The sequence below is a fragment of the Nocardia sp. NPDC004582 genome (assembly GCF_053602115.1).
Genome location: NZ_JBSGCY010000042.1, coordinates 21,566 through 45,734, shown reverse-complemented (window position 1 = coordinate 45,734; position 24,169 = coordinate 21,566). Strand labels below are relative to the sequence as shown.

The following is a 24,169-nucleotide window of genomic DNA, read 5'->3' as shown; positions in this document are numbered from 1 at the left end:
TGTACACCGTCCATAAAGTTACGAATGCAGGAGATCGGATGCCGGATACGGCTGAGCACATCGTGCCGGATACGGCGGAGACCCTGGCGGCGCCGCGAAGTCCGGTGGCGGCTCGAAGAAGTTGTGGATCGGGGTGGCCGCGGCGGTGATCGCGGTGGTCGCGATCGTCGGTGTGGTGCTCGGGGTGAAGAAGCACAATGACGACAATTCGCCGGAAGCGCTGGTGCAGCAGACGATCAGGTCGTACACCGATGCCCTGGACAGCGGGAACCTGGACACCCTGCGCGCGGTGACCTGCGGCGCGCAGCACGACTTCTATCAGAAGATCTCGGCCGACCAGTTCGCGAGCGTCTACCAGACGTCCAAGGATCAGAAGAGCATCCCGCAGGTGAAGAGCGTGGACGCCATCCAGATCACCGGCGACACCGCGCTGGCGCAGGCGACGGTGTTCACGGCGGCGGATCCGGCGAAGCTCTCCTCGCGCACCTTCGACCTGCGCAACGAGGGCGGTTCATGGAAGGTGTGCGAGCCGCAGAACGGGCACTGATCCAGCGCGCGAATTGGCCTGACACATTCGCGAGATCACTCGCGATGAACATCACATACACCTGGTCAACAGTCCGACACGTCGGTAGGGTGTCTGGGTTGTCTGGGCTGACCGTTGCGGCATTCCGGCACTTCAGCGGTGTTGTACACCGTCCATAAAGTTACGAATGCAGGAGATCGGATGCCGGATACGGCTGAGCACATCGTGCCGGATACGGCGGAGACCCTGGCGGCGCTGGAAGCGGAGACCATCGTGGAGCCGACCAAGGCCACCGCCGCCGAACTGGTCGGCCGTCACTTCCGGGTTCGGGATCACTACGACGTCGGCCGCGAGAAGGTCCGCGAGTTCGCCCGCGCCGTGCGCAACAACCATTCCGCCCACCACCACGAGGCCGATGCCACCGAGCTCGGTTACGGCGGTCTGCTGGCCTCGCCGACCTTCGCGTCGGTGATCGGCGCGGCCACCACCCGCTCGCTGATCGGCTCGGTGCTCACCGAGTACGACGTCTCGCAGATCCTGCAGACCGATCAGATCTTCGAGTACCACCGCCCGATCCTGGCCGGGGACCGGCTGGGCGTGGACGTGGTGGTGGAGAACATCCGCAGCTTCGGCGACAACGACTTCATCACCGTCAAGGTCACCCTCACCGACGCCGATGTGCTGCCGGTGCTGGTCGCCACCACCACCATCGTGGCCCGCAAGGGCGTCGAGATCGATCCGGTCGCGGTGGAGACGGTGTCCGGCGTGGTCATGCACGGCCATGTCGTGGAGCCCGGCGACTTCGACCTCGATCCGTCCGGTCTGGTCCTGCTGGCCCCCGAGGACGTGGCCGAGCTGTCGGCGCCCGCCGCGCCGCTGCCGGTCAACACCGTCCCGACCGCCGCGGGCGTGACCGCCGGCACCGAACTGCCCGCCGCGAAGGTGCCGGTCACCCGGGGCGATCTGGTCAACTACGCGGGCGTCTCCGGCGACCCGAACCCGATCCACTTCAGCGATGCCGCCGCCACCCTGGTCGGCCTGCCCACCGTGGTCGCGCACGGCATGCTCACCATGGGCCTGACCGCCGGCTACCTGGTGGACTGGCTGGGCGACCCGTCGGCGCTGGGCAAGTTCAGCGTCCGCTTCTCCGGTTTCGTGCCGGTGGAGCCGACCGCCCCGACCTACGTCGAGTTCACCGGCAAGGTGAAGTCGGTGGACGCTGCCACCGGTGCGGCGACCGTCGTGCTGGGCGCGACCTCGGAGGGCAAGAAGCTCTTCGGCCGCGCCGTCGCCGAAGTTCGCTTGAGCTGAGCTCCCGAATCCGAAGGAGCGGGCCCGCACAATCTGTGCGGGCCCGCTCTTTTCGTCCGCTCAGCCCACTGTCGCGTGCATCAGGTAGACGTTGTAGTCGTTCCAGGTCGACATGGTGAAGTACAGATCCTGGCCGGTCGACCACGGGTGGATGAAGCCGCCGTACAGCTCCGGGAATTGCAGGGCGCTGACCGTGACCGCGCTGTCGGACCACACGCCCTGCGGTGAATCCGATTCCCGCACAACCAGAGCCGCCTTCGCGGTGTCGAGGTAGCTCATCTGCCATACCTTGCGGTTCTCGTCGTAGCGGACCGACAGTTCTCCGGCGGGCGCGTCGACGATCGGTGCGGCGCCGACGTTTCCGTTGACCGCCGGTCCCCAGGAGTCGCCCCGCCAGTACTGGTAGGCGGTCGGGTTGAGCACCTGCTCCTTGGGCACCCGGGCCAGTCCGACCCCGCCCAACCGGGTGTTGGGGATGCCGAACATGTACACCCAGTCGCCCTGCGGCACCATGGACGCGACCTGGAAGTCGGAGACGCCGAAGATGTTCTCCCACTTGGCGTACGGATCCTTGGTCCAGTGCTCGCCGTGGTCGTCGGAGTAGGCGAGGCCGCCGTAATTGGTGTACCAGGTGCCGGGCAGGCTGTTCCAGGTGCGGATCGACATGTAGCTCATGTACTGCCGGTCACCGAGCGCGAAGCCGGAGGTGGGGATCGTGGTGATCTCGATATTGTCCAGCTTACGGCTGCTCAGCATTTCCGCGGCGTGGCAGCGGTCGTCGGTGACCATGCGGTCGAAGACGACGCCGTTGGCGAGATCGCGATTCTTGCTGAACGCCAGCAGGTTCGAGCGCCAGTCCTCGCCCATGCCGCCGGGCGGATGGAATTCCCGGCCCACGGTGTCGCCGAAGGCGATGGCGATCTCGTCGGGCGCGCTCTGCCACATGATGCCGAGGTCGGTGCCCTGCACCTGCCAGCGCTTGTCGGTGCGGTTGATCGAGTTGGCGCCGGTCAGTTTGGACACCTCGCGCACGTCGGAGACCTGCGGCGTGGGCCGGGCCGGGGCGCGCTCGGCGGGCTCGCTGGGCGGGTGCGCGGGGTCGGGCCCGGGCGGCAGCACGGGCGGATTCGGGTTGGGCAGTGCGAAATTGAACGGCTGCGGCCGCACGATGAGTTTCGGGATGCCGAGTTGTTCGGCGAGTCCCGGTGGCGCGGCCGGTGTGTCGGTGAGGTCCGGGCAGGGGTTCACGCACGGGTCCGGCGGCAGTTCCATCCGCACGCGGGTGGTGTTCTCCGGCAGCGGCCCGGTGTCGACGGTGACGACCGGGTAGGCCAGCGGCACCTCGAGGGTCTTGGGCACCACCGACTCGTGTTGGGGCTTGGCGTCGGTCGCGCAGGCACCGAGGCCCGGAACCGCCGGTGCCGCACCGGTTTCCGTATCCGCCGACGCCACCGCCCGGTCCATACCGACCAGTACTCCCGCCCCGAAGATCACCGCTCCCGCAGCCGCGACGAGCCGCTTGGCCATGCGTTCAACCCTCTCGACATTAGGGTTATCCGGACATCATCCGGGCATGGACCCTACCCCAAAGCTCAGCGCAGGGCCTGGAAGGTGATCACCGTCGTGCCGATCCGGATCGCGTCGCCGTCGGCGAGCACCGCGGCCGACTCGATGGTCTGCTCGTTGATGTAGATCCCGTTGGCGGAGTGCAGATCCTTGATCAGCAGCCCGGCCCGGCTCGGCGTGATCTGCGCGTGGTACCGGCTGGCCTTCGGATCGTCGAGCACCAGATCGTTGTCGGTCATGCGACCGATCTTCACGCCGTTGGCGCCGATCGGGACCACGCGCCCGTCGGCCAGCGACAGCTGCCCGGCCCGGACCGCGCGCGGCATCTCGGTGACGGTCTCGGTCATGGCCTTGGCCATCCGCTCGACCTCGTGAATCTGCCCGGTGCTCAACGGTTCCTGGCGCAGCACCTTCTGCTCCAGCGCGATCAGCGCCGGCCCCGGATCGATGCCGAGCTCGTCGGCGAGCACGGTCCGCACCCGGCGGCAGGCGTCCAGCGCGTCGGCCTGACGGCCGGACAGATACAGCGCGGTGATCAGCTGCGCCCACAACGGTTCCCGCAACGGATGGGCGTTGGTCATCGACACCAGTTCGCCGACCACGGAAGACGCCCGGCCCAGGGCGATTTCGGAGTCGATGCGCGCGGAGGCGACCAGCAACCGCTCCTCGTCCATCGCGGTGGCGAAGCTCTCCGCGAAACCGAGACCCGGTAGATCGTCGAGCGCGCGCCCGCTCCACTGGGCGAGCGCGTCACCGAAGAGCCGGGACGCGGCGGCCGGGTCGCCGATCGCGGCGGCCTCGGAGCCTTCGCGGCGCAGTGTCTCGAAACGCCCGAGATCGCATTCGCCGTCCTCGATTTCGAGGCGGTAGCCGGAGGATTCGGTGCGCAGCAACGCCACCGGATCGATTCCGGCGGTGCGCAGCGTCTTGCGGATGTTCGAGACGAACACCTGGAGACTGGCCTGATAGGAGTCCGGCGGATCATCGTTCCAGACGATGTCGGCCAGGGCCTGGGAGGACACCGCGCGCCGCCGGTTCACCGCCAGCGCCGCCAGCAGTGCGCGGGGCTTGGGACCACCGACCGGTATGGACCGGCCGGCGACCAACAGCTGCACGGGGCCCAGGACCCGTACATCGACAGTCATGCCACCTGCCTCGATAGAGACCGCGGCGCGCCCGCCGCTCGAAAATTGCCCGAGATTCCGCCGCACACACGAGAAACACGGTGGGCTGCGCGGAATCCCGAGCGTTGAGCTTACTTGGCGCTGATCGAGCGTCCCGCCGAGTTCAGGTCGTTGCAGGCCTCGACGACGCGCGCGGCCATCGAGGTCTCGGCCTTCTTGAGGTAGCTGCGCGGGTCGTAGGTCTTCTTGTTGCCGACCTCGCCGTCGATCTTGAGCACGCCGTCGTAGTTCGAGAACATGTGGCCGGCGACCGGACGGGTGAAGGCGTACTGGGTGTCGGTGTCGACGTTCATCTTCACCACACCGAAGCGCAGCGAGTCCTCGATCTCCGACTTCAGCGAGCCCGAACCGCCGTGGAAGACGAAGTCGAACGGCTGCGCGCCGGCGGCCAGGCCCAGCTTGGCGGCGGCCACCCGCTGGCCCTCGGCCAGCACCTCGGGCTTGAGCACCACATTGCCCGGCTTGTAGACGCCGTGCACATTTCCGAAGGTGGCGGCCAGCAGGTACTGGCCGTTCTCGCCGGCGCCGAGCGCGTCGATGGTCTTCTCGAAGTCCTCGGGCGAGGTGTAGAGCTTCTCGTTGATCTCGGCCTCGACACCGTCCTCTTCACCGCCGACGACGCCGATCTCGACCTCGAGGATGATGTTGGCGGCGTGCGCCTGCTTCAGCAGTTCCTTGGCGATCTCGAGGTTCTCGTCGATCGGGATCGCGGAACCGTCCCACATGTGCGACTGGAACAGCGGGTTCAGGCCGTTCTTCACGCGCTCGGCCGAGATGGCCAGCAGCGGGCGCACGAAGGTGTCCAGCTTGTCCTTCGGGCAGTGGTCGGTGTGCAGCGCGATGGTGACGTCGTACTTGGCCGCCACCACGTTCGCGAACTCCGCGAGCGCGACCGCGCCGGTGACCATGTCCTTCACGCCCAGGCCGGAACCGAATTCCGCACCACCGGTGGAGAACTGGATGATGCCGTCGGAACCGGCGTCCGCGAAGCCCTTGATGGCCGCGTTGATCGTCTCCGAGGACGTGCAGTTGATGGCGGGGAACGCGAAGGAGTTCTGCTTGGCCCGAGCAATCATCTCGGCGTAGATCTCCGGAGTCGCGATGGGCACGTGGACCTCCGTGGGGTGTGTGCTGCGATACAACAAAATTCTGTCAGCCCACACCATAGGGGAGCGCCTTTTTCCACGGCCCGGGGCCTCGGATACTCGACAACTTTGTGAGGTTGCTTCGACGTTCGGTGTGATGTCCGGGGTACCGGTACTGTGGTGGCCGTGACCTTGCTGGCCGTATCCGATGCCGTGACCACGAACGCCGCGTTGCCCGCGATCTTGGACCCCATGCACCTCCTCACGGAGACGTGGTTGTCCCACGCGGTGCTCCCGGCGATCCTGGCCATCGTCTTCATCGAGACCGGCCTGCTGTTCCCGATCCTCCCCGGCGACTCGCTGCTGTTCACTGGCGGTCTGCTGGCGGCCCAGGCGCACCCGCCGGCCGGCATGAACATCTGGTGGCTGGTCCCGGCCACCGCGTTCGTGGCCTGGCTGGGCGACCAGAGCGGCTACTGGATCGGGCGCACCATCGGCCCGGCGCTGTTCAAGAAGGAGGACACTCGCTTCTTCAAGCAGCGCTACATCACCGAGACGCACGCCTTCTTCGAGAAGCACGGCCCCAAGACCATCATCCTGGCCCGTTTCGTGCCCATCGTGCGCACCTTCATGCCGGTGCTGGCCGGTGTCTCGAAGATGGACTACCGCAAGTTCGCGACCGTCGACATCATCGGCGCGGTCCTGTGGGGCGGCGGTGTCACCGTGCTCGGATACTTCCTCGGCAATGTGGAGTTCATCCGCAAGAACGTCGAGGCGATCTTCCTGCTGATCGTGTTCGTGTCCATCCTCCCGGGCATCATCGCGGTCGGTAAGAACCTGCTGCACCGCGGTCAGCACCCGGAGCAGGCCGAGCTCGCCACCTCGTCGAACGAGTCGACCCGCTGAGCCCTTCGGTGCCGACCACCCCGCTAACGACGACCCTCGCCTCCGGCGGGTTCGGACCGCTCGAGACGGCCGGACCGGTGCTCGTGTGGACCATCGTCCTCACGTTCGTGTTCCTGGAGTGCGCCCTCATCATCGGGCTGTTCCTGCCCGGTGACTCCATGCTCATCACCGCGGGCGTGGTGCTGGCCTCCCAGGTCAATGGCGAGGGCCACGTGTGGGCGCTGTCGGTGGGCACCATGATCGCGGCCATCGCGGGCAATCAGGTGGGGTACGTGTTCGGGCAGCGCACCGGGCATCATCTGGTCGCGCGCAAGAACGGCAAGTACATCAACACCCGCAATCTGGCGCGGGTCTCGGAACTGCTGCACAAGCACGGATTCCTGGCGGTGCTGGTGGCCCGCTGGATTCCGTGGGTGCGCACGCTGTGCCCGCTGGTCGCGGGCGCGGCGGGGATGGATCACCGCAAGTACACCATCGCCTCGTCCATCGGCGCGGTGATCTGGGCGCCGGTGATCCTGCTGGCCAGCTATTACGCGGGCAGCTTCATCGAGGACGTCTCCTGGCTGATGCCCGCGGTCATCGGCACCCTGATCGTCGGATTGATCCTGGGAACCGTGATCGGCGTGCGGCAGTACCGGGCCGAGATGGCGCGGCCCGCCGAGGATTTCGACGTCGATATCGACGACCCCGCGACCATTCCGCTCCCCCGGCAGCACCACGCCTGATCCGGTCCGGGCGGCCGCTAGAGTCCGGCGGCCGTCACCGTGTGCGCGGCCTCCATCAGTTTCCAGCCCGAAAGCTGTACCGACAGATCGCGTTCCGGGCTGCGCGAGGCGCTCACCGATCCACCCTCGAAGACGCCCGCGCCGGCGATGCCGGGCAGCCGGGCGGGCTGGCGCCAGTCCGCGCCGAACAGCGGTTCGCCCTCGACATCGAGGCGGTGTTCCCAGGCCGCGGTCGCGCAGGCACGGACGATGGCGGCGGCCTTGCGGCGCGCGGCCACCCGGTCGGGCTCGTCGCCGGGCAGCATGAGCGCGGCCAGCGCCAGGTAGCGGATGAGGATGCCGTTGAACAGGCCGCCGTCACCGCCGCCGTCACCGACCACGATGCCGTTCTCGGTGAGGTGCTCGTCGATGGCGTCGATCAGCCGGACCGCGCGGTCGGCGTGCCGGGGTTCGCCGGTGTGCACGGCGAGTTCGGTCTCGAGGCCGAGGGTGACGCCCTGGCAGTAGCTGTAGACGGGCTTCTCCACCTCGCCGGAGGGTAGGTGGATGCCGTCGAAGATGAGACCGGTCTCCTTGTCGCGCAGGTTCGTATCGAGGAAGTCGGCCAGTTCCTGAGCGCGGGCGTAGCGGCCCAGCCGGGCCATGGCAATGCCGACCGGTCCGTTGGCGGGGGCGTTGAAGAAATCCGAGCCCTTGCGCCACGGCACCGCGCCGAACTCCGGCTCGAACCCGTTGACCAGCGTCTTCTCCAGAATCAGCAGCGCGCCCCGGACCTCTTCGACACCCTGGGTGCGCTCGGCACGCTCCAGCGAGATGGTCAGCCAGGCCATGTCGTCGTAGTAGTTGTTGGTCCAGCCGGTGATATTGCGCAACCGCATGCCGTGCGCGATGGACCAGAGGCGACGCTGCCGCGCCGGCGTCGGCGCGCGATTGGCGGCGTCGACCGCGCAGTCGATCAGATGCGCCTGCCACCAGTAGTGCCAGAACGCGAAGGTGCGCTCGCGTTTGGTGGCGGGCCAGCCCACCACGCCGAGCTGAGTGCCCGGGCAGCCCCAGAGTTTGCGCAGGTGACGGGACAGAATCGCGGATTCGGCGAGATCGGCGCGCTGCGACCAGAGGGCAGCGGTCGGCTCGATATTGCGTCCGGTCCGCGATGTCATGGGACTAATGGTGCCAGCCGGACAACCGTGTTCGTGGCTGATTTGTTACCGAGAGTCGTACGCCTCACCACGCCCGCGTGAGGTCCGCGTGCTGCCGGATCCAGGCGTGCATGGCGATGCCCGCCGCCACTCCGGCATTGATACTGCGGGTGGAACCGAACTGCGCGATCGAAACGGTCAGCAACGCGCCCGCTTTCGCGGCCTCGGTCACCCCGGGCCCCTCCTGACCGAACAGCAGCAGGCAATCACGCGGCAGCTCCACCGTTTCCAGCGGCACCGCGCCGGGCACATTGTCGACCGCGACCACGCTCAACCCGGCCTCCGCCGCGAATCCCAACAGCTCGGCCGTGTCGTGGTGGTGGTGAATGTGCTGGTAGCGGTCGGTCACCATGGCGCCGCGGCGATTCCAGCGCTTGCGGCCGACAATGTGCACGGCCGCCGCGGCGAAGGCGTTGGCGGTGCGCACCACGGTGCCGATATTGGCGTCGTGGCCAAAGTTCTCGATGGCCACGTGCAGTGGATGCCGGCGGGCGTCGATGTCGGCGACGATCGCCTCGCGCCGCCAATACCGGTACGCGTCCACCACATTGCGGCGGTCGCCGTGCGCGAGCAGCTCCGGATCCAGGCGCGGATCGGCCGGCGGCTCGGTGCCGAACTCGTCCCGCCACGGTCCGACGCCGTGCGGATGCTCGCCCCATTCGGTCGGGCCGGGGGCCTGCGCTTCGGCCTGGCCAGGGGCATCGGATTCGTCGGCGATCGGGGTGGAACTCACCCGGCGATGGTAGTTGCCGGGTGAATCGCTACTGGGACGCCCCGACCGCACCCACGATGATCGCGAACACGATGAACAGGATCACCATCAGGATCAGCGCGGTGGCGATGATCCCGCAGATCCAGCCGGCCGTCACCATCCCGGCGCCGCCGATGGCGCCGTGCGAGTCGCGGATCTCGCGGCGGGCCTTGCCGCCCATGATCCAGGCCACCGGACCCAGCAGCTGGCAGAACACCAGGCTCATCACACCGAGGATCAGCACCGTCACCGCCTGCGGATGATCCGGGGCGGGCGCGCCGTAATAGCCCGGCGGGTAGTAGCCCGGGACCGGCGGCTGATAGCCGGGGTGGTACCCCGGCTGCTGGTAGTAGCCCGGTTGCCCGCCCTGGGACTGCGGATCCCAGCCCGGCGGGGGCGCGTCGTAGGTCATGCGCGCAAGCCTAGGTGGTGGTGTGCCGCAACGGGTGCGAGCGCCGCCGCGGTCGAAGGTGTGAAACATCGCTGCGCGGTTGCCGGGCGTGGAAGACTGGCACCATGACTCGGTCGAGTTCCGCGGAATTGCTGAAATCGGTTGAATACTGGCCGAATCACCTGCTGTCCATCGCGGAGTGGTCGCTGCTCCCCGAGAACAACCGGCACTGCCGGGAGCTGGTGGACGGCGTACTGGTGGTGGCGCCGCAACCGCCGCGGCATCAACTCGCGGTGTGGCGCTTGGCAGCTCAGCTCGAGCGGGCGCTGCCGCGGCGGATGGCCGCCATGGCGCGCATCGAATTGCTGATCGACGAGGGCACGCCGCCGACGGTGCGGGTACCGGACGTGCTGATCGTCGGCGGGGCGGCCGGGGCCGAGCACGCGACCCGGGTGCGGCCGCCGGATGTGCTGGCGGCCATCGAGATCGTGGCGCCCGGATCGCGGCGGGTGGACCGGGTGATGAAGTTCGCGGAGTACGCGACGGCCGGAATCGGGCACTACTGGCTGCTGGAGACCGAGGATGCGTTGCGGCTGTGCACCTTTCGCCTGCGGGACGGCCGGTACATACCGACCGGTGAGCATGCCGGGCGGGTGACCCTGGAACTCGACGACATCGACCTGCCCCTGGACCTGGACGCGCTCACCGCGCTACGCCCCTCCGGCATCTCGATGCCCGGCCCCTCCGGCGTCTCGATGCCCGACTCCTCCGGCGTCTCGGTGTGATCCCGGACAGCTCTCGATTTGCCGCGCATAGCCTCTGACCTCGCCTGATCGACCACACGGGACAAAATTCGGGACTATCCTGGAATCCCGGAGGCCGTGGTTGGAGGGTGTCATGGACCACGCGCGCATAGCCAGAACGGTGCTCGGAGTGACGGCGGCATATCTCGTCGCACTCGGCCTCTGGCTGGGCTGGTTGGTCCCGCTCACCCCGCCCGGAACCATCCCGGTACAGATCGTCACGCTGGTCGGCCTGTACGGAACCTTCCTCGGACTCGGTATGCTGCTCGCCCAGCGCCCCACCCGCTCGGACCGGAAATTGCTGCGGCACGGGCTCGAAGGCTGGGCCAATATCGAGGGCGTGCACCCGCTGCAGCGCACCGACCACTGCACCGAACTCACCGAACTCGACCTCGAACTGGTGGTGCCGGGGTCGGAAACCTATTACGGCAGCATCGTGTTCGACGTCGAACCGGTGGTGAAGCCCAGAATCGCTGTGGGCGGCACGATTTCGATCCGCGTCGATCCACGCAACCGCGACCGCATCATGCTGTGCCTGTGAACCGGGGTCGGAATGTGCCGGTGAAGCGGGTCGAGCCGGGCCTGCTCGCCGGGATGCTCTGCCGGATTCGCCCGATCCTGGCCGTAGCATCCTGACCATGACGATCGCCGACACACCGGACCGCCGGGAAGCGCCGCTGGTACTCGACACCGAGCCGCCGCGCACCCTCGGCTTCACCGATCAGGCGGCGTTCTGGCTGAATCTCGGCGTCAGCCTGATCGGCTTCAGCGGCGCCGCGGTCGTGCTCTCCCCCGCCGGGGCGAACCTGCCGCTGACCGGAGCGCTGCTGGCCACCGTGCTCGGCACCGTGGTCGGCGCGGCCATGGTGGCCGGGCCGGCCGCCATCGGCGCCCGCACCGGCGCGCCCGCCATGGCGGTGCTGCGCGGACTGTTCGGCACCCGGCTGTCGTATGTGCCGACGGTCGCCAATATCGTGCAGTGCGTCGGCTGGGGTGTGTACGAGCTCACCGTCATCACGCTCGGCGTCTCGGCGCTCACCCACGATCGGGTGCCGCACTGGATCGTCATCGTCGGCGCGGGCGCGCTGTCCACCGTGATGGCCGTGTGGCCGCTGTCCGCGGTGCGGGCGTTGCGCAAATACGTGTCGGTCGCGGTCGGCATCGCCCTGATCTACTTCACGATTCAGCTGCTGCGGCAACCGGTTCCGATGCCGGTCGACACCAGCTGGAGCGGGTTCTGGCCCGCCGTCGACAGCACCCTCGCGGTGTCCATCTCCTTCGTGCCGCTGGCCGCCGACTACACCCGGCACTCGCGGTCGGCCCGTACCGCGGCCGGGGCCACCGTGATCGGCTACTCGGTCGCGCAGGTCTGGTGCTATCTGCTCGGCATCCTCGCCATCCTGCAGGCGGGCAGTGTCGACCGCATCTTCGACACCTTCCTCGGCGTCACCGCCGGGTGGCTGTTCTTCGCGGTGCTGGTGTTGCGCGAATCGGATCAGTCCTTCGCCAATATCTATTCGACGGCCATGTCGATCCAGAACCTGCTGCCCCGGGTCGATCGGCGGCTGCTGGCCACGCTGGTCGGCACGCTGGTGACGCTGCTGGCCCTGCCGGTGCGCGACTTCAGCGACTACGCCAACTTCCTGGTGCTGATCGGTTCGGTGTTCGTACCGCTGTGCGCGGTCCTGGTCGTCGACTACTTCTTCGGGCGCGGGCGCGGCGGCTGGGACCTCACCGAGTCGGCCCCCACCCGGCCGCTCATGCTGCTGCCGTGGGCCATCGGCTTCGTCACCTACCAGCTGTTCAATCCCGGCTCGATCAGCTGGTGGAGCGGATTCTGGACCAAGGCGCAGGATGCCCTCGGCATCCATCCGGGCTGGTGGTCCTCGGCCTCGCTGTACTCCTTCCTGGCGGCCGCCGCCGTGACGGCGATCCTGGCGCGGCTGCGCCGGGGATGACCGACGGCCGGGTCTACGGCATGGGGCTCGACCCGCTGGTCGAACCCGATTGGCCCGCACTCACTTCCGCCGAGGTGGAAGCGGTGCTCGGCCCGGATACCGCCATCGCCTGGCGCAGCCCGCGACCGCTCTCGGCCGCCGCGCGGATCCGGCTGCCGGACGACCGCGAGGTCATCCTCAAGCGCCTGCCCCGCACGCTGCGAGATGCCGCCGCGCTCGGCGAGGAGCACCGCTTCATGAATCACCTGCGCGAGCGCGGGATTCCGGTCCCCGCCGTACCGCGCACCCTCGACCTCGGCGAATTCGCCTACGAGGTACAGGAACTCGGCGCCGGAGCCGACGAGTACGCGGGTGTCTTCTCCTGGTCGCCCTACCGTTCCCTCGACGAGGCGGCCGCCGCCGGTCGCGCCCTGGCGCGACTGCACCTAGCCGCGGCCGATTACGACGCGCCGCGCCGCCCCGCACGCCCGCTGCTGGCCGGTTTCACCATCTTCTCCTCCGCCGATCCCCTTGCGGCCGTGGCGCATCGGGCCGTCGAGCGGCCGGCGCTGGGCGCCTTCCTGGCGCGGCGTGATTGGCGCGGCGATATGGCCCGCGTCCAGCTCCCGGCCTACGAACGCCTGTATCCCCTGCTCGCCGACCTGGAACCGCTGTGGACACACAATGATTGGCACGGCACCAATCTGCTCTGGCGCGATCGCGACGTGACCGCGGTCATCGACTTCGGCCTGTGCGACCGCACCACGGCCGTCCACGATCTCGCCACCGCCATCGAACGCTGTGCGGTGGACTGGATTTCGATCCGGTCGGGCGGTCCGGCGAACGTGCGGGGCGATCAGGTCCGGGCGCTGCTCGGCGGATACGAATCGGCGCGGCCGCTGTCATCGGCGGAACGGCGTGCCCTGCCCGCGCTGCTGCCCCTGGTGCACTGCGAATACGAGCTCTCGGAGATCGACTACTTCCTGGCCGTCGTCCCCGGCGGCAACGAGCAGAACGCCGAGATCGCCTACCGGGACTATTTCCTCGGCCATACGGACTGGTGGAATCACAACCACAGATTGCTAACAGTTCGCTAAAACACTGGCACGTGTCCATACCGGCCGGTGTTCACTCCCATCGGGGCTGGAAATTCCCTAACGAAGTTCCGGAAAATCAGGTTCACTGGATCCGCACCAGCATTGCTGATAATTAGCTGCAATCGCCTGGTTGTCCGAGCTCCTCACACCCCACATCGATGGAGGGTCTGCGTTGCCCAGCAAGAAGAGGTTCCAGCACGCGCGCACCGCGATCGCCCTGCTCGCGACCCTGGCCGTCGCCGCCACCGCGGCGGCCTGCTCGTCGAACTCCTCGACCTCGTCCGACACCACGACGCCCGCCGCGAACGGCGACGAGGCCGCGGTGAACGCCTACGTCTACACCTACCCGCTGGTGTCGGTGGAGGTGACGCGGCGACAGCAGACCAATGTGCCCACGCCGGACCCGTCCAAGGGCGTGGCCCCGATGAACCAGCTGGCGCCCTTGGCCTTCCTGCCCGACGCGAACTTCAAGAACGTGGTCCGCCCCAACGTGGACACCCTCTACACGTCGATGCTCTTCGACGTGTCCACCGAACCGGTGGTGGTCAGCGTGCCGCCCATGGGCGACCGCTACCACCTGTTCCCCCTGCTCGACATGTGGACCAATGTCGACGCCGCCCCGGGTTCCCGGACCATCGACGACGCGGGCAAGGGCTACGAATTCGCCATCGTGGGCCCGAACTGGAAGGGCGATCTGCCCGCGGGCGTCCGCGAGTATCGGCTGCCCACCGACGCCGGATGGATGATCGGCCGGATCCAGGTCAACGGCGCCGAGGACGTTCCGAATGTGATCGCCATCCAGGACAAGCTGACCGCGGTCCCGCTCAGCGCGCACGGCAAGCCCTACACCCCGCCCCAGAACACCGACATCCATCCGGACTGGCCCGCGAAACAGCCGGTCGCCGACTACATCAACAAGTTGAGCCCCCAGCAGTACTGGGACCTCTACTACTCGAGCCTGTCGCACACCCAGCCCCGACCGGACGACAAGGCCCTGCTGAAACAGCTCGCCGACATCGGATGGAGCCCGGACAAGAAGCTGGACCTCGCCACGCTGCCCAGCGCCGAACGCGCCCGCTGGGAACAGGCGTTCCCGAAGGCGCTGGGCCAGATCGAGGCCGACATCAGCAACCAGCCGGTCAACGGCTGGAAGACCGCACGCAAGGACATCGGCGACTACGGCACGAACTACGCGGCCCGCGCCATCGTCGCCTACGCGGGTCTGGGCGCCAACCTGCCACAGGACGCCCTGTACCCGGGCACCTACGTCGACGAGAAGAACCAGCGGTTGAACTCCGCCCACAACTACGTGCTGCACTTCGCCGCCGACAAGATTCCTCCGGTGCACGGATTCTGGTCGGTCACGATGTACGACGGCAAGGGCTTCTTCGTCGAGAACCCGATCAACCGCTACGCGGTGCGCGGTGAGCTGCTGCCGAAGAACCCCGACGGTTCGATCGACATCTACATCCAGCGCGAAAAGCCGGAACCGGCAAAGGAATCGAACTGGCTGCCCGCCCCCGAGTCCGGAGACTTCAATCTGATGATCCGCACCTATTGGCCCGACGAGAAGATCGTCGACGGCAGCTGGAATCCGCCCGCCGTCACCGTCTCCAACTGACGCATCCGCGAATGCGCCTCGGACCGAACACGGTTCGAGGCGCATTCTCATTTCGCCGGCGCGAAATATCGGAACTTGATTCTTGGACCGACATCCGATAGAACTTGTTCCGTTGCCATGGCAACGCGAATCGTTCTGCACGCCATACGAGTTCAGCGTGCATCGGGGGTCCGGGAGGACAGGAAAAATCATGCGTCGCACTATTCGCAATTTCGGTCGTAAGGCAGTTGTCGCGGCATTGCCGCTGGCGGTCGCCGCGACATTCGCCAGCGCGGGAACGGCTTCCGCCACCGCGCCGGTCGAAGCCCCGCAGGCAGCCCCGATCGTGCAGCTCGCCGCGGTTGACCAGGTGGCCGCGGCTGCTGTCGCCCAGCCCCTCGAGCTCGACGCCGCCCAGCCCATCGCGCCCGCGGCGGCACAGCCCGTGACCCCGGATGTCACCCCGGCCGCGGCCGAGATCTCGCAGCCGCAGGACATCGCCACCGACCCGAATGCCCAGAACCACGACCCGATGGCCAATGCCGCCGCGCTCGGTTTCGTGATCGGAGCCGCGACCGGCGCCGTCATCTGTGGCGTCACCATTATCGGAATTCCGCTCATCCCGCTCTGCGCCGTCGGCCCCGGCCTGCAGCTCGCGCTGGTCGGCCTGCTCGTGGGCGCGATCGCCCCGAATTCCGTTCCGCAGATCCTGCCCTGATCCCGCACGAAAGAACCCCATCCAGAATGTCTGGATGGGGTTCTTTCGTATCGAATTCCGGGTGACGGATACGGTGACCTATTCGGTTACCGATATACCCGCCGATTTACCTACCGATGCGCGCGCGGATCCGCGAGCAGATATTGCGCCGCCGCATAAGTGCCGAGAATGACGCCCTCGGTGATCCGGCGCGACTTCTCACCGCGCGCGAAAATGCGGCGCAGCACGATCAATCCGTCGGACACGGTGAACAGCAGTGCGCCCAGACCCAATCGGCTGCGCGGATCGGAGTTCGGAACGTTCACGCCCGCGATGTTCTTCGCGTCGCGCGCCAGTTCCGGATCCGAGGCCAGGGTGGCGGCGGTGCCCAGGGTCGCGCCGTACACGGTGAGCGGCACCGCCACCGTGGGGGCCTTGAACCGCATGAGCGTCGCCGCGCCCAGCCAGGCACCCAGCCGCTGACCCGCGATGGCGGGCCGGGGCCGGGCCCCGCGCCGCCACCACAGCCACGAGTAGCCGGTCTGCATGACCGCGAAAGACGAAGCGCCGGCGATCAATCGACGATCGTCATCGGGTTCGATGAGCAAAACGTCACCGACCGTCGCCGCGGCCAGCGAACCGAGCAGCACGGTGCGGTCGGCGGGATCCAGGCGTGTGCCGTTCACGACCACGTCGGCGGCCAGCAGCGGCATCAGCAACGGCTTCGCGACCCACTGCAGCCGCTCGCGGCCGGTGACCGCGCCGTAGACGGTGACCGCGGCCGCGCCGACGAAGGCGGCGCGGAACGGGCGGGCCATCAGAAGCTGGGTTCGGCCGGGGCGGGCGGCAGCACCGCGACCTGGCCGGCGTAGGACAGGCCCGCGCCGAAGCCGAGCAGCAGCGCCAGCTGACCGCCCTTGGCCTTGCCGGTCACCAGCATCTCCTCGATGGCCAGCGGAATCGAGGCCGCGGAAGTGTTGCCGGTGTTCTCGATGTCATTGGCCATCGGCAGATCGTCGGGGAGGCCGAGGTTCTTCCGCATGAGCTCGTTGATGCGGGCGTTCGCCTGATGCGGGACGAACACCTCGATGTCGTCCTTGGACACGCCCGACAGCTCGATCGCGCTGGACAGCGCGCGCGGCAGGGTGACGGCGGCCCAGCGGAAGACCTTGGGGCCCTCCATGTGCAGCGACATCCGGCCGACTGCCTCGACCGACGGATCGGTGCCCTGCAGGCGCTGCGCCTTGTTCATGAACTCCAGGAAGTCCACGTCCTGCGCGATGGCCTCGGCGTTCTCACCGTCGGAGCCCCACACGGTCGGGGAGATGCCGTTCTCCTCGGCGGGACCGATCACGACCGCGCCCGCGCCGTCACCGAAGATCATGGCGGTGCCGCGGTCGGTCGGGTCGAGGCCGACGGTCATCGTCTCGGCGCCGATGAGCAGGATGTACTCGGCCGAGCCGGAACGGATCATGTCGGCGGCCACACCGAGGCCATAGCCGAAACCGCCGCAGCCGGAGACCAGGTCGAAGGCCGGGATGCCGTTGATGCCCAGATCCGACGCGACGGTCGGGGCGCCGTGCGGGGTCAGCTTGAGCCAGCTGGAGGAGGCCAGGATCAGGGCGCCGATCTTGGATCGGTCGATGCCGGTGTTCTTCAGCGCCCGCTCACCCGCGGCTACCGCCATGCTGCGCAGCGTCTCGTCGCCGGAGATCCAGCGCCGGTTGTGAATGCCGGTCCGCTCGAAGATCCACTCCGGCGTGGAGTCGAGGACCTCGCACACCTCGGCATTGCTGACGACGCGCTGGGGCCGATAGGCACCGATGCCGAGCATCGCAATATTCTGCTGACCCTTGTTGATTGCAATGCTCACCACAGGTGACTCACACGACCCTTCGCACAATCATTTGTCGACACCGTTGTCGGACGTAAGACCAGGACCAGGCTAACCCAGAGCTAGGTTTCAGCCCAGAGCCAAGTCTGGTTAACCGTCCGGTAAGGACACACCCTGACACCAGGGACATAAGTCCTACCCCAGGGCGAGGTCCTTCAGGCCCAGAATCGAGCGATATTCCAGACCTTCGGCGGCGATGATGCCGTCCGCGCCGGTCTCACGGTCCACCACGGTGGCCACGCCGACCACGATCGCGCCCGCCTCACGTAGCGCGCGCACCGCGGTGATCGGGGAGTTGCCGGTGGTGGTGGTGTCCTCGACCACCAGCACCCGCTTGCCCACGATGTCGGGGCCCTCGATCTGGCGCTGCATGCCGTGGGTCTTGGCGGCCTTGCGCACCACGAAGGCGTCGATCGGGCGGCCCGGGGCGTGCAGGACCGCGGCCGCCACCGGGTCGGCGCCCATGGTGAGCCCGCCCACCGCGTCGAAGTCCCAATCCGCCACGAGCTCCCGCAGCAGCTTGCCGATCAGCGGGGCGGCCTCGTGGTGCAGGGTGGCGCGGCGCAGGTCCACGTAGTAGTCGGCTTCCTTGCCCGAGGACAGGGTCACCCGCCCGTGGACGACGGCGAGTTCGCGCACCAGAGCCGCGAGTCTGTCCCGGTCGGTCGTCGTTACCTGCATTGCTGTGTCTATGTCCTTCCGCGTGCGTTGAACAGGCCCCGGTTCAGGCGGGTCACCAGGGTTCGTGGGATGAGCCCGGCGATCGCGACGATCGCTTTGTACTGCAGTCCGGGCACGCTGATCACCCGGTCTCTCTCCAGATCATGCAGCGAACCGGCCACCACCTCGTCCACGTTCAACCACAGGGGTCGCGGTAGCGAGGCCATCTCGATGCCGGCTCGCTCATGGAATTCGGTGCGGACGAATCCCGGGCACAAGGCCTGCACCCGGACTCCGGTTCCGGCCAGCCCGCCGGCCAGCCCTTGGGAAAAGGATACGACGTAGGCCTTGGAGGCCGAATAGGTCGATCCCCGTCCGGAGATCAGGCCCGCGACGCTGGCCACATTCACCACGGTGCCCCTGGCCGCGTGCAGCATGGGCGGCAGGGCCGCCCGGGTGAGCTGCACGACGGCGGTGACGTTCACATCGAGTTGGTGCTGCAGGGCGTCGGCGCCCTGTGTCCAGAACTCACCCGACATGCCGAATCCGGCATTGTTGACCAGGAATTCGACACCCTCGGCCAGGCGTGCGGCCACCCGGTCGCGATCCGCCGCCCGGCTCAGATCGGCGGGCAGCGTCTCGGCGCGCGCGGCGAACCGCACCCGCAGGTCGTGGGCCAGCGCGGCCAGCCGCTCCTCATCCCGCGCCACCAGCACCAGGTCGTAGCCGAGGGCGGCGAGCCGGGTGGCGTACGCCTTGCCGATGCCGGAGGTCGGCCCGGTGACCAAGGCCACCGGACGGCGAGCGCCCGGCAGGCGCACCTGGTCAGGGGAACTCTCGGTCATCGACGGCCCATCACTCGCACGATCGGGGAGTGGTCGGCGATGACCTGAACTGCGCCCTCATTCTGGTCCCTGGCCGACCCACACGCGGCGAATTCGCGCAGACACCCGGTGACTGCGGCGCGCCGCGCGTAGACACGGCCGAGGCGTCATCTCGGCGCGGGTCCCTGGTAGGGGCGGAAGCCCGGATGGAAGGGTCCGCCGGGCGGGGCGCTGCGGCCCTGATCCCGGCGCCAGCCCTCCTCGGGCTCGCGGTCGGGATCCGATTCCTCGCGCCGGGGAGCACCGGATTCCGGTTCGTCCCAACGGTCTTCGTGGTCCGGGCCGTCGGCGTCGTAGCGGTCCTGCTCGCCCTCGGGGGCAGGCGGCCAGTTACGGCGCGGGCGATTGCGCGGATCCGGCACGACTTTCAGTGCGGGACGCCAGCTTTCGGGCTCGCCGTCCGGTTCCCCGCCCCCGGCGATATCGCCGACCAGGGGGGAGTCGTAGTCGTCGTCACCGCGCGGGCGGTCGTCGCGGGCGGGACGCTGGGCGCGCGGGTCGCGCTCCTGGTCGGCGTAGTCGCCGAACTCGTCGTGGCCGTCGTAGCCGTCGTCCTCGGGAACCGCTTGCGAGCGGCCGGGTTCGGGCAGTTCGTCGCGGCCGCGTTCGGCATTGATGACCGGCGGCAGCACGTGCAGCAGGCCGGACAGCCGCAGCACCGCGTCGATGGCGGTCTCCCAGTCCTTGGAGACCGCGCCGACCGGCAGCATGCCGAGCGTCCAGTTGCCCTCGGACCACAGCTGCTGCACCTCGTCGGGCAGCGACTCGATGAACGCCACCATGCGCTGATCCACCGCGTGCCGCGCGACATCGGGATTGGTCGCGAAGACCACCCGGTCGCCGATGGCGCCGAGCAGCTCCAGATCGTGATCCTTCGGCGGCGCCGCGGTTTTCAGCCGCAGGTCGATATCGATGTCCGAGCCGATCTGACGGCGCACCGCGACCAGGGTGGCGGCGTCCTCCAGATCGAAGAGCACGAACTTCTCGCCCTTGCGGTTGCCCGACACCACGTCCACCGCGGACAGGTAGCCCAGTTTGGCGAGCGCGCCGCGCCGCCAGGTGGAGGCGAGCGCGGGCTCCACCGAAACATAGGTATAGCCCTGGGATTTCGCCCAGACCTGTCGCACATGCCCGGTGCGCTGCCGCTGCAGCCGATCGAAATAGAGCAGCACGATCGCACCCACCAGCGCGATCGCAGCCAGCCCGAACCATATAGCCGTCATCGCCGCCTACCCTATCCAGAGTGAGGGCGTCATGCCCGGCACGCCCACAGCATTGTCGCTCATCGAGTCCCGCTCGGCAGGGACGTGCTGAAGATCAGTTTCGCCTGAATGGATCCGTCGGAGTTCTTGTCGCCCTGCACCATCACCACTTCGCCGACCGGAAGGTCCGCGACCTTGGTGCTGCCCAGGGAGATTACCTGTGTCTTGCCATCGGTCTTCACCGTCACCGTGCTGCCGGACAAAGCGGTGATGGTGAGCGTCGAGCCGTCGTTGGAGGCGATGGTCCCCATGTCCGCGCCGAGCTGGTCCAGATCGCCCAGGCCCGGAATCGTGGGCACACCACTGGGTAGCGGCAGAGTGGAGGTGTTGCCCTTGCCCGGGAAGCCCGGCATCGCGAGGCCGGAGGTGCTCGGTCCGGCGGCGCTGTCCGACGAATCGTTGTTGGACAGCAGCGTTCCCACCACGACGCCGACGATGGCGACCGCGATGATCGCGGCCAGGCCCAGCGCGATCCACATGGTGGTCTTGCGCGGCGGCGGGGGCGGCGCCGGATTCTGTGGGAAACCCGCGGGCTGATAGCCGCCCGGCGGCGGCATGCCCTGGCCACCCGGATAGCCGGGTGCGCCGGGCGCGGGCGGATAGCCCGCGGCGCCGTAGGCCCCCGAGGGCGCGTACCCCGGTTGCCCCGGGTAGACGGCGGTCGGCTCGTACCCGCCGCCGGTGTCGTACCCACCCCATCCGGCGTCCGCGGGCGGGAACACCCGGGTCGCCTCGGGCCCGGGCTGCTGCCCGAAATAGTCGGTCGGACCAGCGGGTATGGACTCGGTGGGCCCGTACGCCGCGGCGCTATCCGAGGTGTGGCCGCCGGGGACGGCCTGCTCGGCGGGCCCCTCCCCGGGGCCCGGTTCCGGCCGCCGCGACCACGGATCGCTCGGATTCGTCATGGCCTCCAGGGTAGGCGGAGTGGAGCTACCCAGCCGCGAACTCGACCGAACGGTCCTGAAACGACGAGGCCCCCGCGCGAGCCGACGTTCGCGCGGGGGCCGGTGTTCGAGCCGGTCAGCGGCCGACGATGAGGGTCTCACCGTCCGGGGTGACGTTCACCTTCACCGTGTCGCCGTCCTGCACCTCCCCGGCCAGCAGTTCCTTGGCGAGCGAGTCGCCGATGGCCTGCTGGATCAGGCGACGCAGCGGGCGCGCGCCGTAGGCCGGGTCGTAGCCGCGCCCGGCCAGCCAGAAGCGGGCCGAGTCGGACACGTCCAGGGTGAGGCGGCGCTGAGCGAGCCGCTTCTGCAGCTGGTTCAGCTGGATGTCGACGATCCGCTCCAGCTGTTCCTCGTCGAGGGCGTGGAACATGACCACGTCGTCGAGCCGGTTCAGGAACTCCGGCTTGAAGGCGCGGCGGACCGCGTTCATGACCGTGTCCCGGTCACCGCCCGCACCCAGATTCGAGGTCAGGATGAGGATGGTGTTGCGGAAGTCGACGGTGCGGCCCTGACTGTCGGTCAGCCGGCCTTCGTCGAGCACCTGCAGCAGGATGTCGAAGACGTCCGGGTGGGCCTTCTCGATCTCGTCGAACAGGACCACCGTGTACGGGCGGCGCCGCACGGCTTCGGTGAGCTGGCCGCCCTGGTCGTAGCCGACGTAGCCGGGGGGCGCGCCGACCAAGCGGGCCACCGAGTGCTTCTCGCTGTACTCGCTCATGTCGATGCGAACCATGGCACGTTCGTCGTCGAACAAGAAGTCCGCCAACGCCTTCGCCAGCTCCGTCTTACCGACGCCGGTCGGGCCGACGAACATGAAGGAACCGGTCGGGCGGTTGGGGTCGGCGACCCCGGCCCGCGCCCGGCGCACGGCATCCGAAACGGCTTGCACCGCTTCCTTCTGCCCCACGACCCGGCCGCCCAGCTCGTCCTCCATGCGCAGCAGCTTCTGGGTCTCGCCCTCCATCATCTTGCCCACGGGGACACCGGTCCACGACGACACCACCTCGGCGATATCGTCCGGCCCGACCTCCTCCTTGAGCATGACGTCACCGTCCGCGGCGGTCTTCGCCTTGGCCTCGGCCTCGGCGAGTTCCTTCTCCAGCTTAGGGATTCGCCCGTACCGGAGTTCGGCGGCCTTGTTGTAGTCGCCGTCGCGCTCGGCCCGCTCGGACTCGCCCTTGAGCGACTCCAGCTCCTCCTTCAGCACCGAGACCGCGTCGATGGCCTGCTTCTCGTTCTGCCAGCGGGTCATCAACTGGTTGAGCTTCTCGCGGTCGTCGGCGAGTTCGGAACGCAGCTTCTCCAGGCGCGCCTTGGACGCCTCGTCGGTCTCCTTGGCCAGCGCCACCTCCTCGATCTCGAGCCGTCGCACGACGCGCTCGATCTCGTCGATTTCCACCGGGCGGGAATCGATTTCCATGCGCAGCCGCGAGGCCGACTCGTCGACCAGGTCGATCGCCTTGTCCGGCAGGAACCGGGAAGTGATGTAGCGGTCGGACAGGGTCGCGGCCGCCACCAGCGCGGAGTCGGTGATCCGCACGTGGTGGTGGTTCTCGTAGCGCTCCTTGAGCCCGCGCAGGATGCCGACGGTGTCCTCGACGGACGGCTCGCCGACCAGCACCTGCTGGAACCGGCGTTCCAGGGCCGGGTCCTTCTCGATGTGCTGGCGGTACTCGTCGAGGGTGGTGGCGCCGACCAGACGCAGTTCGCCGCGGGCCAGCATGGGCTTGATCATGTTGCCGGCGTCCATGGCGGATTCGCCGGTCGCGCCCGCGCCCACGATGGTGTGCAGCTCGTCGATGAACGTGATGATCTGCCCGGCAGAGGATTTGATCTCCTCCAGCACGGCCTTCAACCGCTCCTCGAACTCGCCGCGGTACTTCGCGCCCGCGACCATCGCGCCCAGGTCCAGCGACACCAGCTTCTTGCCGCGCAGCGATTCGGGGACGTCGCCCGCGACGATGCGCTGGGCCAGACCCTCGACGATGGCGGTCTTGCCGACGCCGGGCTCGCCGATCAGCACCGGGTTGTTCTTGGTGCGACGGCTCAGCACCTGCACGACGCGGCGAATCTCGGTGTCGCGCCCGATGACCGGGTCCAGCTTGCCCTCGCGAGCGGCGGCGGTCAGGTCGGTGGAGTACTTCTCCAGCGCCTGGTACGAGCCCTCGGGATCCGGCGAGGTGACGCGGGCGTTGCCGCGCACGGCGGTGAACGCCTCGCGCAGCGCGTCCGCGGTCGCGCCGTACTTCAGCAGCAGCTGCTGGACATCGGAATCGCCTGCGGCCAAGCCGTAGACGAGGTGCTCGGTGGAGACGTACTCGTCGCCGAGCTCGGTGGCCAGGTGCTGCGCGGAGGTGAGCGCGGCGATGGCCTCGCGGCCGAAGTTGGGTGTGGTGGTGGCGCCCGTGGCGCGTGGCAGGCGATCCACGATCTCCTGGGCCTCACGCCGGACCGTGGCCGGATCGACGGCGACGGCCTTGAGCAAGGGGGCGGCGATGCCGTCGGTCTGATCCAGCAACGCCACCAGCAAGTGAGCCGGACGGATCTCCGGGTTACCGGCGACCGAGGCCGCCTGTTGCGCGGCGGTCAGGGCCGCCTGGGTCTTGGTGGTGGGATTGAACGAGTCCACTGTCACCTTCCTACTAGTCGTTGCTGTCTACAACGCGGTAGAAGTTGAGTCTGTTCCGCTCAAGTCTGACCAATTTCCGGCGGTGACACCAGAGACCAAGGCCCTTTCTCTCACG

General features: G+C 68.2%; 23 protein-coding genes. 10 read left to right on the top strand and 13 right to left on the bottom strand.

From position 1 onward, the window contains the following. Positions 1-121 precede the first annotated feature (121 nt). A complete protein-coding gene (locus ACWELJ_RS14770) occupies positions 122-547 on the top strand; it encodes an Rv0361 family membrane protein (protein ID WP_452366681.1) in 426 nt (141 codons plus the stop codon). Positions 548-727: 180 nt separating this feature from the next. Further along, positions 728-1,837 (top strand): fused (3R)-hydroxyacyl-ACP dehydratase subunits HadA/HadB, encoded by a 1,110-nt coding sequence (locus tag ACWELJ_RS14765; RefSeq protein ID WP_452366680.1) that lies wholly within the window; start codon positions 728-730, stop codon positions 1,835-1,837. A gap of 60 nt (positions 1,838-1,897) precedes the next feature. On the opposite strand, the gene ACWELJ_RS14760 is transcribed toward ACWELJ_RS14765, so the two are convergent. From ACWELJ_RS14760 to fbaA, 3 genes are all read right to left on the bottom strand, one after another. Beyond that, positions 1,898-3,364, bottom strand: coding sequence for a DUF4185 domain-containing protein (locus ACWELJ_RS14760; protein ID WP_452366679.1), 1,467 nt, complete (start codon positions 3,362-3,364; stop codon positions 1,898-1,900). A 65-nt stretch (positions 3,365-3,429) separates the two neighbouring features. Continuing rightward, the gene (locus ACWELJ_RS14755) at positions 3,430-4,548 is read right to left on the bottom strand and encodes a BTAD domain-containing putative transcriptional regulator (RefSeq protein ID WP_452366678.1); all 1,119 of its coding nucleotides are present in this window, start codon (positions 4,546-4,548) and stop codon (positions 3,430-3,432) included. 110 nt (positions 4,549-4,658) lie between these two features. Then, positions 4,659-5,696 carry a class II fructose-bisphosphate aldolase gene (gene fbaA, locus ACWELJ_RS14750; RefSeq protein ID WP_452366677.1) on the bottom strand — a complete coding sequence of 346 codons (1,038 nt, stop codon included), beginning with the start codon at positions 5,694-5,696 and terminating at the stop codon, positions 4,659-4,661. Positions 5,697-5,924: 228 nt separating this feature from the next. On the opposite strand from fbaA, the gene ACWELJ_RS14745 reads away from it, so the two are divergent. Together ACWELJ_RS14745 and ACWELJ_RS14740 are read left to right on the top strand one after the other, a co-directional pair. Next, positions 5,925-6,578, top strand: a complete 654-nt coding sequence (locus tag ACWELJ_RS14745) for a DedA family protein (RefSeq protein WP_379103686.1) — start codon at positions 5,925-5,927, stop codon at positions 6,576-6,578. Positions 6,579-6,586: 8 nt separating this feature from the next. Then, the gene (locus tag ACWELJ_RS14740) at positions 6,587-7,303 is read left to right on the top strand and encodes a DedA family protein (RefSeq protein ID WP_452366676.1); all 717 of its coding nucleotides are present in this window, start codon (positions 6,587-6,589) and stop codon (positions 7,301-7,303) included. 17 nt (positions 7,304-7,320) lie between these two features. Here the strand turns inward: ACWELJ_RS14740 and ACWELJ_RS14735 are convergent, their stop codons facing one another. The 3 genes from ACWELJ_RS14735 to ACWELJ_RS14725 all read right to left on the bottom strand — a co-directional run bounded on the left by ACWELJ_RS14735 (position 7,321) and on the right by ACWELJ_RS14725 (position 9,665). Beyond that, a complete protein-coding gene (locus ACWELJ_RS14735; RefSeq protein ID WP_452366675.1) occupies positions 7,321-8,463 on the bottom strand; it encodes a glycoside hydrolase family 76 protein in 1,143 nt (380 codons plus the stop codon). 64 nt (positions 8,464-8,527) lie between these two features. After that, positions 8,528-9,235, bottom strand: coding sequence for a TrmH family RNA methyltransferase (locus ACWELJ_RS14730; protein WP_452366674.1), 708 nt, complete (start codon positions 9,233-9,235; stop codon positions 8,528-8,530). Between the two features lie 28 nt (positions 9,236-9,263). Continuing rightward, positions 9,264-9,665: a DUF4190 domain-containing protein gene (locus ACWELJ_RS14725; RefSeq protein ID WP_452366673.1), complete on the bottom strand. Its 402-nt coding sequence runs from the start codon at positions 9,663-9,665 to the stop codon at positions 9,264-9,266. Positions 9,666-9,769: 104 nt separating this feature from the next. Between ACWELJ_RS14725 and ACWELJ_RS14720 the strand changes: the two genes are divergently transcribed. From ACWELJ_RS14720 to ACWELJ_RS14695, 6 genes are all read left to right on the top strand, one after another. Continuing rightward, positions 9,770-10,429 (top strand): Uma2 family endonuclease, encoded by a 660-nt coding sequence (locus ACWELJ_RS14720; protein WP_452366672.1) that lies wholly within the window; start codon positions 9,770-9,772, stop codon positions 10,427-10,429. A gap of 112 nt (positions 10,430-10,541) precedes the next feature. Further along, entirely contained in the window at positions 10,542-10,988 is a 447-nt protein-coding gene (locus ACWELJ_RS14715; protein ID WP_452366671.1) for a hypothetical protein, read from the top strand. A 97-nt stretch (positions 10,989-11,085) separates the two neighbouring features. Then, on the top strand, positions 11,086-12,405 hold the full coding sequence (locus tag ACWELJ_RS14710; protein WP_452366670.1) for a purine-cytosine permease family protein: 1,320 nt from the start codon (positions 11,086-11,088) through the stop codon (positions 12,403-12,405). Then, a complete protein-coding gene (locus ACWELJ_RS14705; protein ID WP_452366669.1) occupies positions 12,402-13,481 on the top strand; it encodes a phosphotransferase enzyme family protein in 1,080 nt (359 codons plus the stop codon). The genes ACWELJ_RS14710 and ACWELJ_RS14705 overlap by 4 nt, the downstream gene beginning before the upstream one ends. A gap of 172 nt (positions 13,482-13,653) precedes the next feature. After that, positions 13,654-15,102, top strand: a complete 1,449-nt coding sequence (locus ACWELJ_RS14700) for a DUF1254 domain-containing protein (protein WP_452366668.1) — start codon at positions 13,654-13,656, stop codon at positions 15,100-15,102. Between the two features lie 190 nt (positions 15,103-15,292). Continuing rightward, the gene (locus ACWELJ_RS14695; protein WP_452366667.1) at positions 15,293-15,799 is read left to right on the top strand and encodes a hypothetical protein; all 507 of its coding nucleotides are present in this window, start codon (positions 15,293-15,295) and stop codon (positions 15,797-15,799) included. 110 nt (positions 15,800-15,909) lie between these two features. On the opposite strand, the gene ACWELJ_RS14690 is transcribed toward ACWELJ_RS14695, so the two are convergent. The 7 genes from ACWELJ_RS14690 to clpB form a co-directional block, all read right to left on the bottom strand. Then, positions 15,910-16,596, bottom strand: a complete 687-nt coding sequence (locus tag ACWELJ_RS14690; protein ID WP_452366666.1) for a lysoplasmalogenase — start codon at positions 16,594-16,596, stop codon at positions 15,910-15,912. Next, entirely contained in the window at positions 16,596-17,654 is a 1,059-nt protein-coding gene (locus ACWELJ_RS14685; RefSeq protein WP_452366665.1) for a beta-ketoacyl-ACP synthase 3, read from the bottom strand. The genes ACWELJ_RS14690 and ACWELJ_RS14685 overlap by 1 nt, the downstream gene beginning before the upstream one ends. Before the next feature lie 153 nt (positions 17,655-17,807). Beyond that, the gene (gene pyrE / locus ACWELJ_RS14680) at positions 17,808-18,353 is read right to left on the bottom strand and encodes an orotate phosphoribosyltransferase (RefSeq protein WP_357284893.1); all 546 of its coding nucleotides are present in this window, start codon (positions 18,351-18,353) and stop codon (positions 17,808-17,810) included. 8 nt (positions 18,354-18,361) lie between these two features. Beyond that, complete coding sequence (locus ACWELJ_RS14675; protein WP_452366664.1) at positions 18,362-19,177, bottom strand: SDR family NAD(P)-dependent oxidoreductase; 816 nt, start codon at positions 19,175-19,177, stop codon at positions 18,362-18,364. A 146-nt stretch (positions 19,178-19,323) separates the two neighbouring features. Further along, positions 19,324-20,439: a hypothetical protein gene (locus ACWELJ_RS14670; RefSeq protein WP_452366663.1), complete on the bottom strand. Its 1,116-nt coding sequence runs from the start codon at positions 20,437-20,439 to the stop codon at positions 19,324-19,326. 59 nt (positions 20,440-20,498) lie between these two features. Continuing rightward, the gene (locus ACWELJ_RS14665) at positions 20,499-21,383 is read right to left on the bottom strand and encodes a DUF5666 domain-containing protein (protein WP_452366662.1); all 885 of its coding nucleotides are present in this window, start codon (positions 21,381-21,383) and stop codon (positions 20,499-20,501) included. A 115-nt stretch (positions 21,384-21,498) separates the two neighbouring features. Beyond that, on the bottom strand, positions 21,499-24,054 hold the full coding sequence (clpB, locus tag ACWELJ_RS14660) for an ATP-dependent chaperone ClpB (protein ID WP_452366661.1): 2,556 nt from the start codon (positions 24,052-24,054) through the stop codon (positions 21,499-21,501). Between the last annotated feature and the right edge of the window lie 115 nt (positions 24,055-24,169).

What these genes read in the sequence shown, in the direction of transcription:
- ACWELJ_RS14675 (WP_452366664.1), bottom strand. Translation starts at nt 19,177, where the DNA reads ATGACCGAGAGTTCCCCTGACCAGGTGCGCCTGCCGGGCGCTCGCCGT.
- ACWELJ_RS14765 (WP_452366680.1), top strand. Translation starts at nt 728, where the DNA reads ATGCCGGATACGGCTGAGCACATCGTGCCGGATACGGCGGAGACCCTG.
- ACWELJ_RS14705 (WP_452366669.1), top strand. Translation starts at nt 12,402, where the DNA reads ATGACCGACGGCCGGGTCTACGGCATGGGGCTCGACCCGCTGGTCGAA.
- pyrE (WP_357284893.1), bottom strand. Translation starts at nt 18,353, where the DNA reads ATGCAGGTAACGACGACCGACCGGGACAGACTCGCGGCTCTGGTGCGC.
- ACWELJ_RS14735 (WP_452366675.1), bottom strand. Translation starts at nt 8,463, where the DNA reads ATGACATCGCGGACCGGACGCAATATCGAGCCGACCGCTGCCCTCTGG.
- ACWELJ_RS14755 (WP_452366678.1), bottom strand. Translation starts at nt 4,548, where the DNA reads ATGACTGTCGATGTACGGGTCCTGGGCCCCGTGCAGCTGTTGGTCGCC.
- ACWELJ_RS14720 (WP_452366672.1), top strand. Translation starts at nt 9,770, where the DNA reads ATGACTCGGTCGAGTTCCGCGGAATTGCTGAAATCGGTTGAATACTGG.
- ACWELJ_RS14690 (WP_452366666.1), bottom strand. Translation starts at nt 16,596, where the DNA reads ATGGCCCGCCCGTTCCGCGCCGCCTTCGTCGGCGCGGCCGCGGTCACC.
- ACWELJ_RS14715 (WP_452366671.1), top strand. Translation starts at nt 10,542, where the DNA reads ATGGACCACGCGCGCATAGCCAGAACGGTGCTCGGAGTGACGGCGGCA.
- ACWELJ_RS14725 (WP_452366673.1), bottom strand. Translation starts at nt 9,665, where the DNA reads ATGACCTACGACGCGCCCCCGCCGGGCTGGGATCCGCAGTCCCAGGGC.
- ACWELJ_RS14670 (WP_452366663.1), bottom strand. Translation starts at nt 20,439, where the DNA reads ATGACGGCTATATGGTTCGGGCTGGCTGCGATCGCGCTGGTGGGTGCG.
- ACWELJ_RS14665 (WP_452366662.1), bottom strand. Translation starts at nt 21,383, where the DNA reads ATGACGAATCCGAGCGATCCGTGGTCGCGGCGGCCGGAACCGGGCCCC.
- ACWELJ_RS14695 (WP_452366667.1), top strand. Translation starts at nt 15,293, where the DNA reads ATGCGTCGCACTATTCGCAATTTCGGTCGTAAGGCAGTTGTCGCGGCA.
- ACWELJ_RS14745 (WP_379103686.1), top strand. Translation starts at nt 5,925, where the DNA reads ATGCACCTCCTCACGGAGACGTGGTTGTCCCACGCGGTGCTCCCGGCG.
- ACWELJ_RS14710 (WP_452366670.1), top strand. Translation starts at nt 11,086, where the DNA reads ATGACGATCGCCGACACACCGGACCGCCGGGAAGCGCCGCTGGTACTC.
- ACWELJ_RS14760 (WP_452366679.1), bottom strand. Translation starts at nt 3,364, where the DNA reads ATGGCCAAGCGGCTCGTCGCGGCTGCGGGAGCGGTGATCTTCGGGGCG.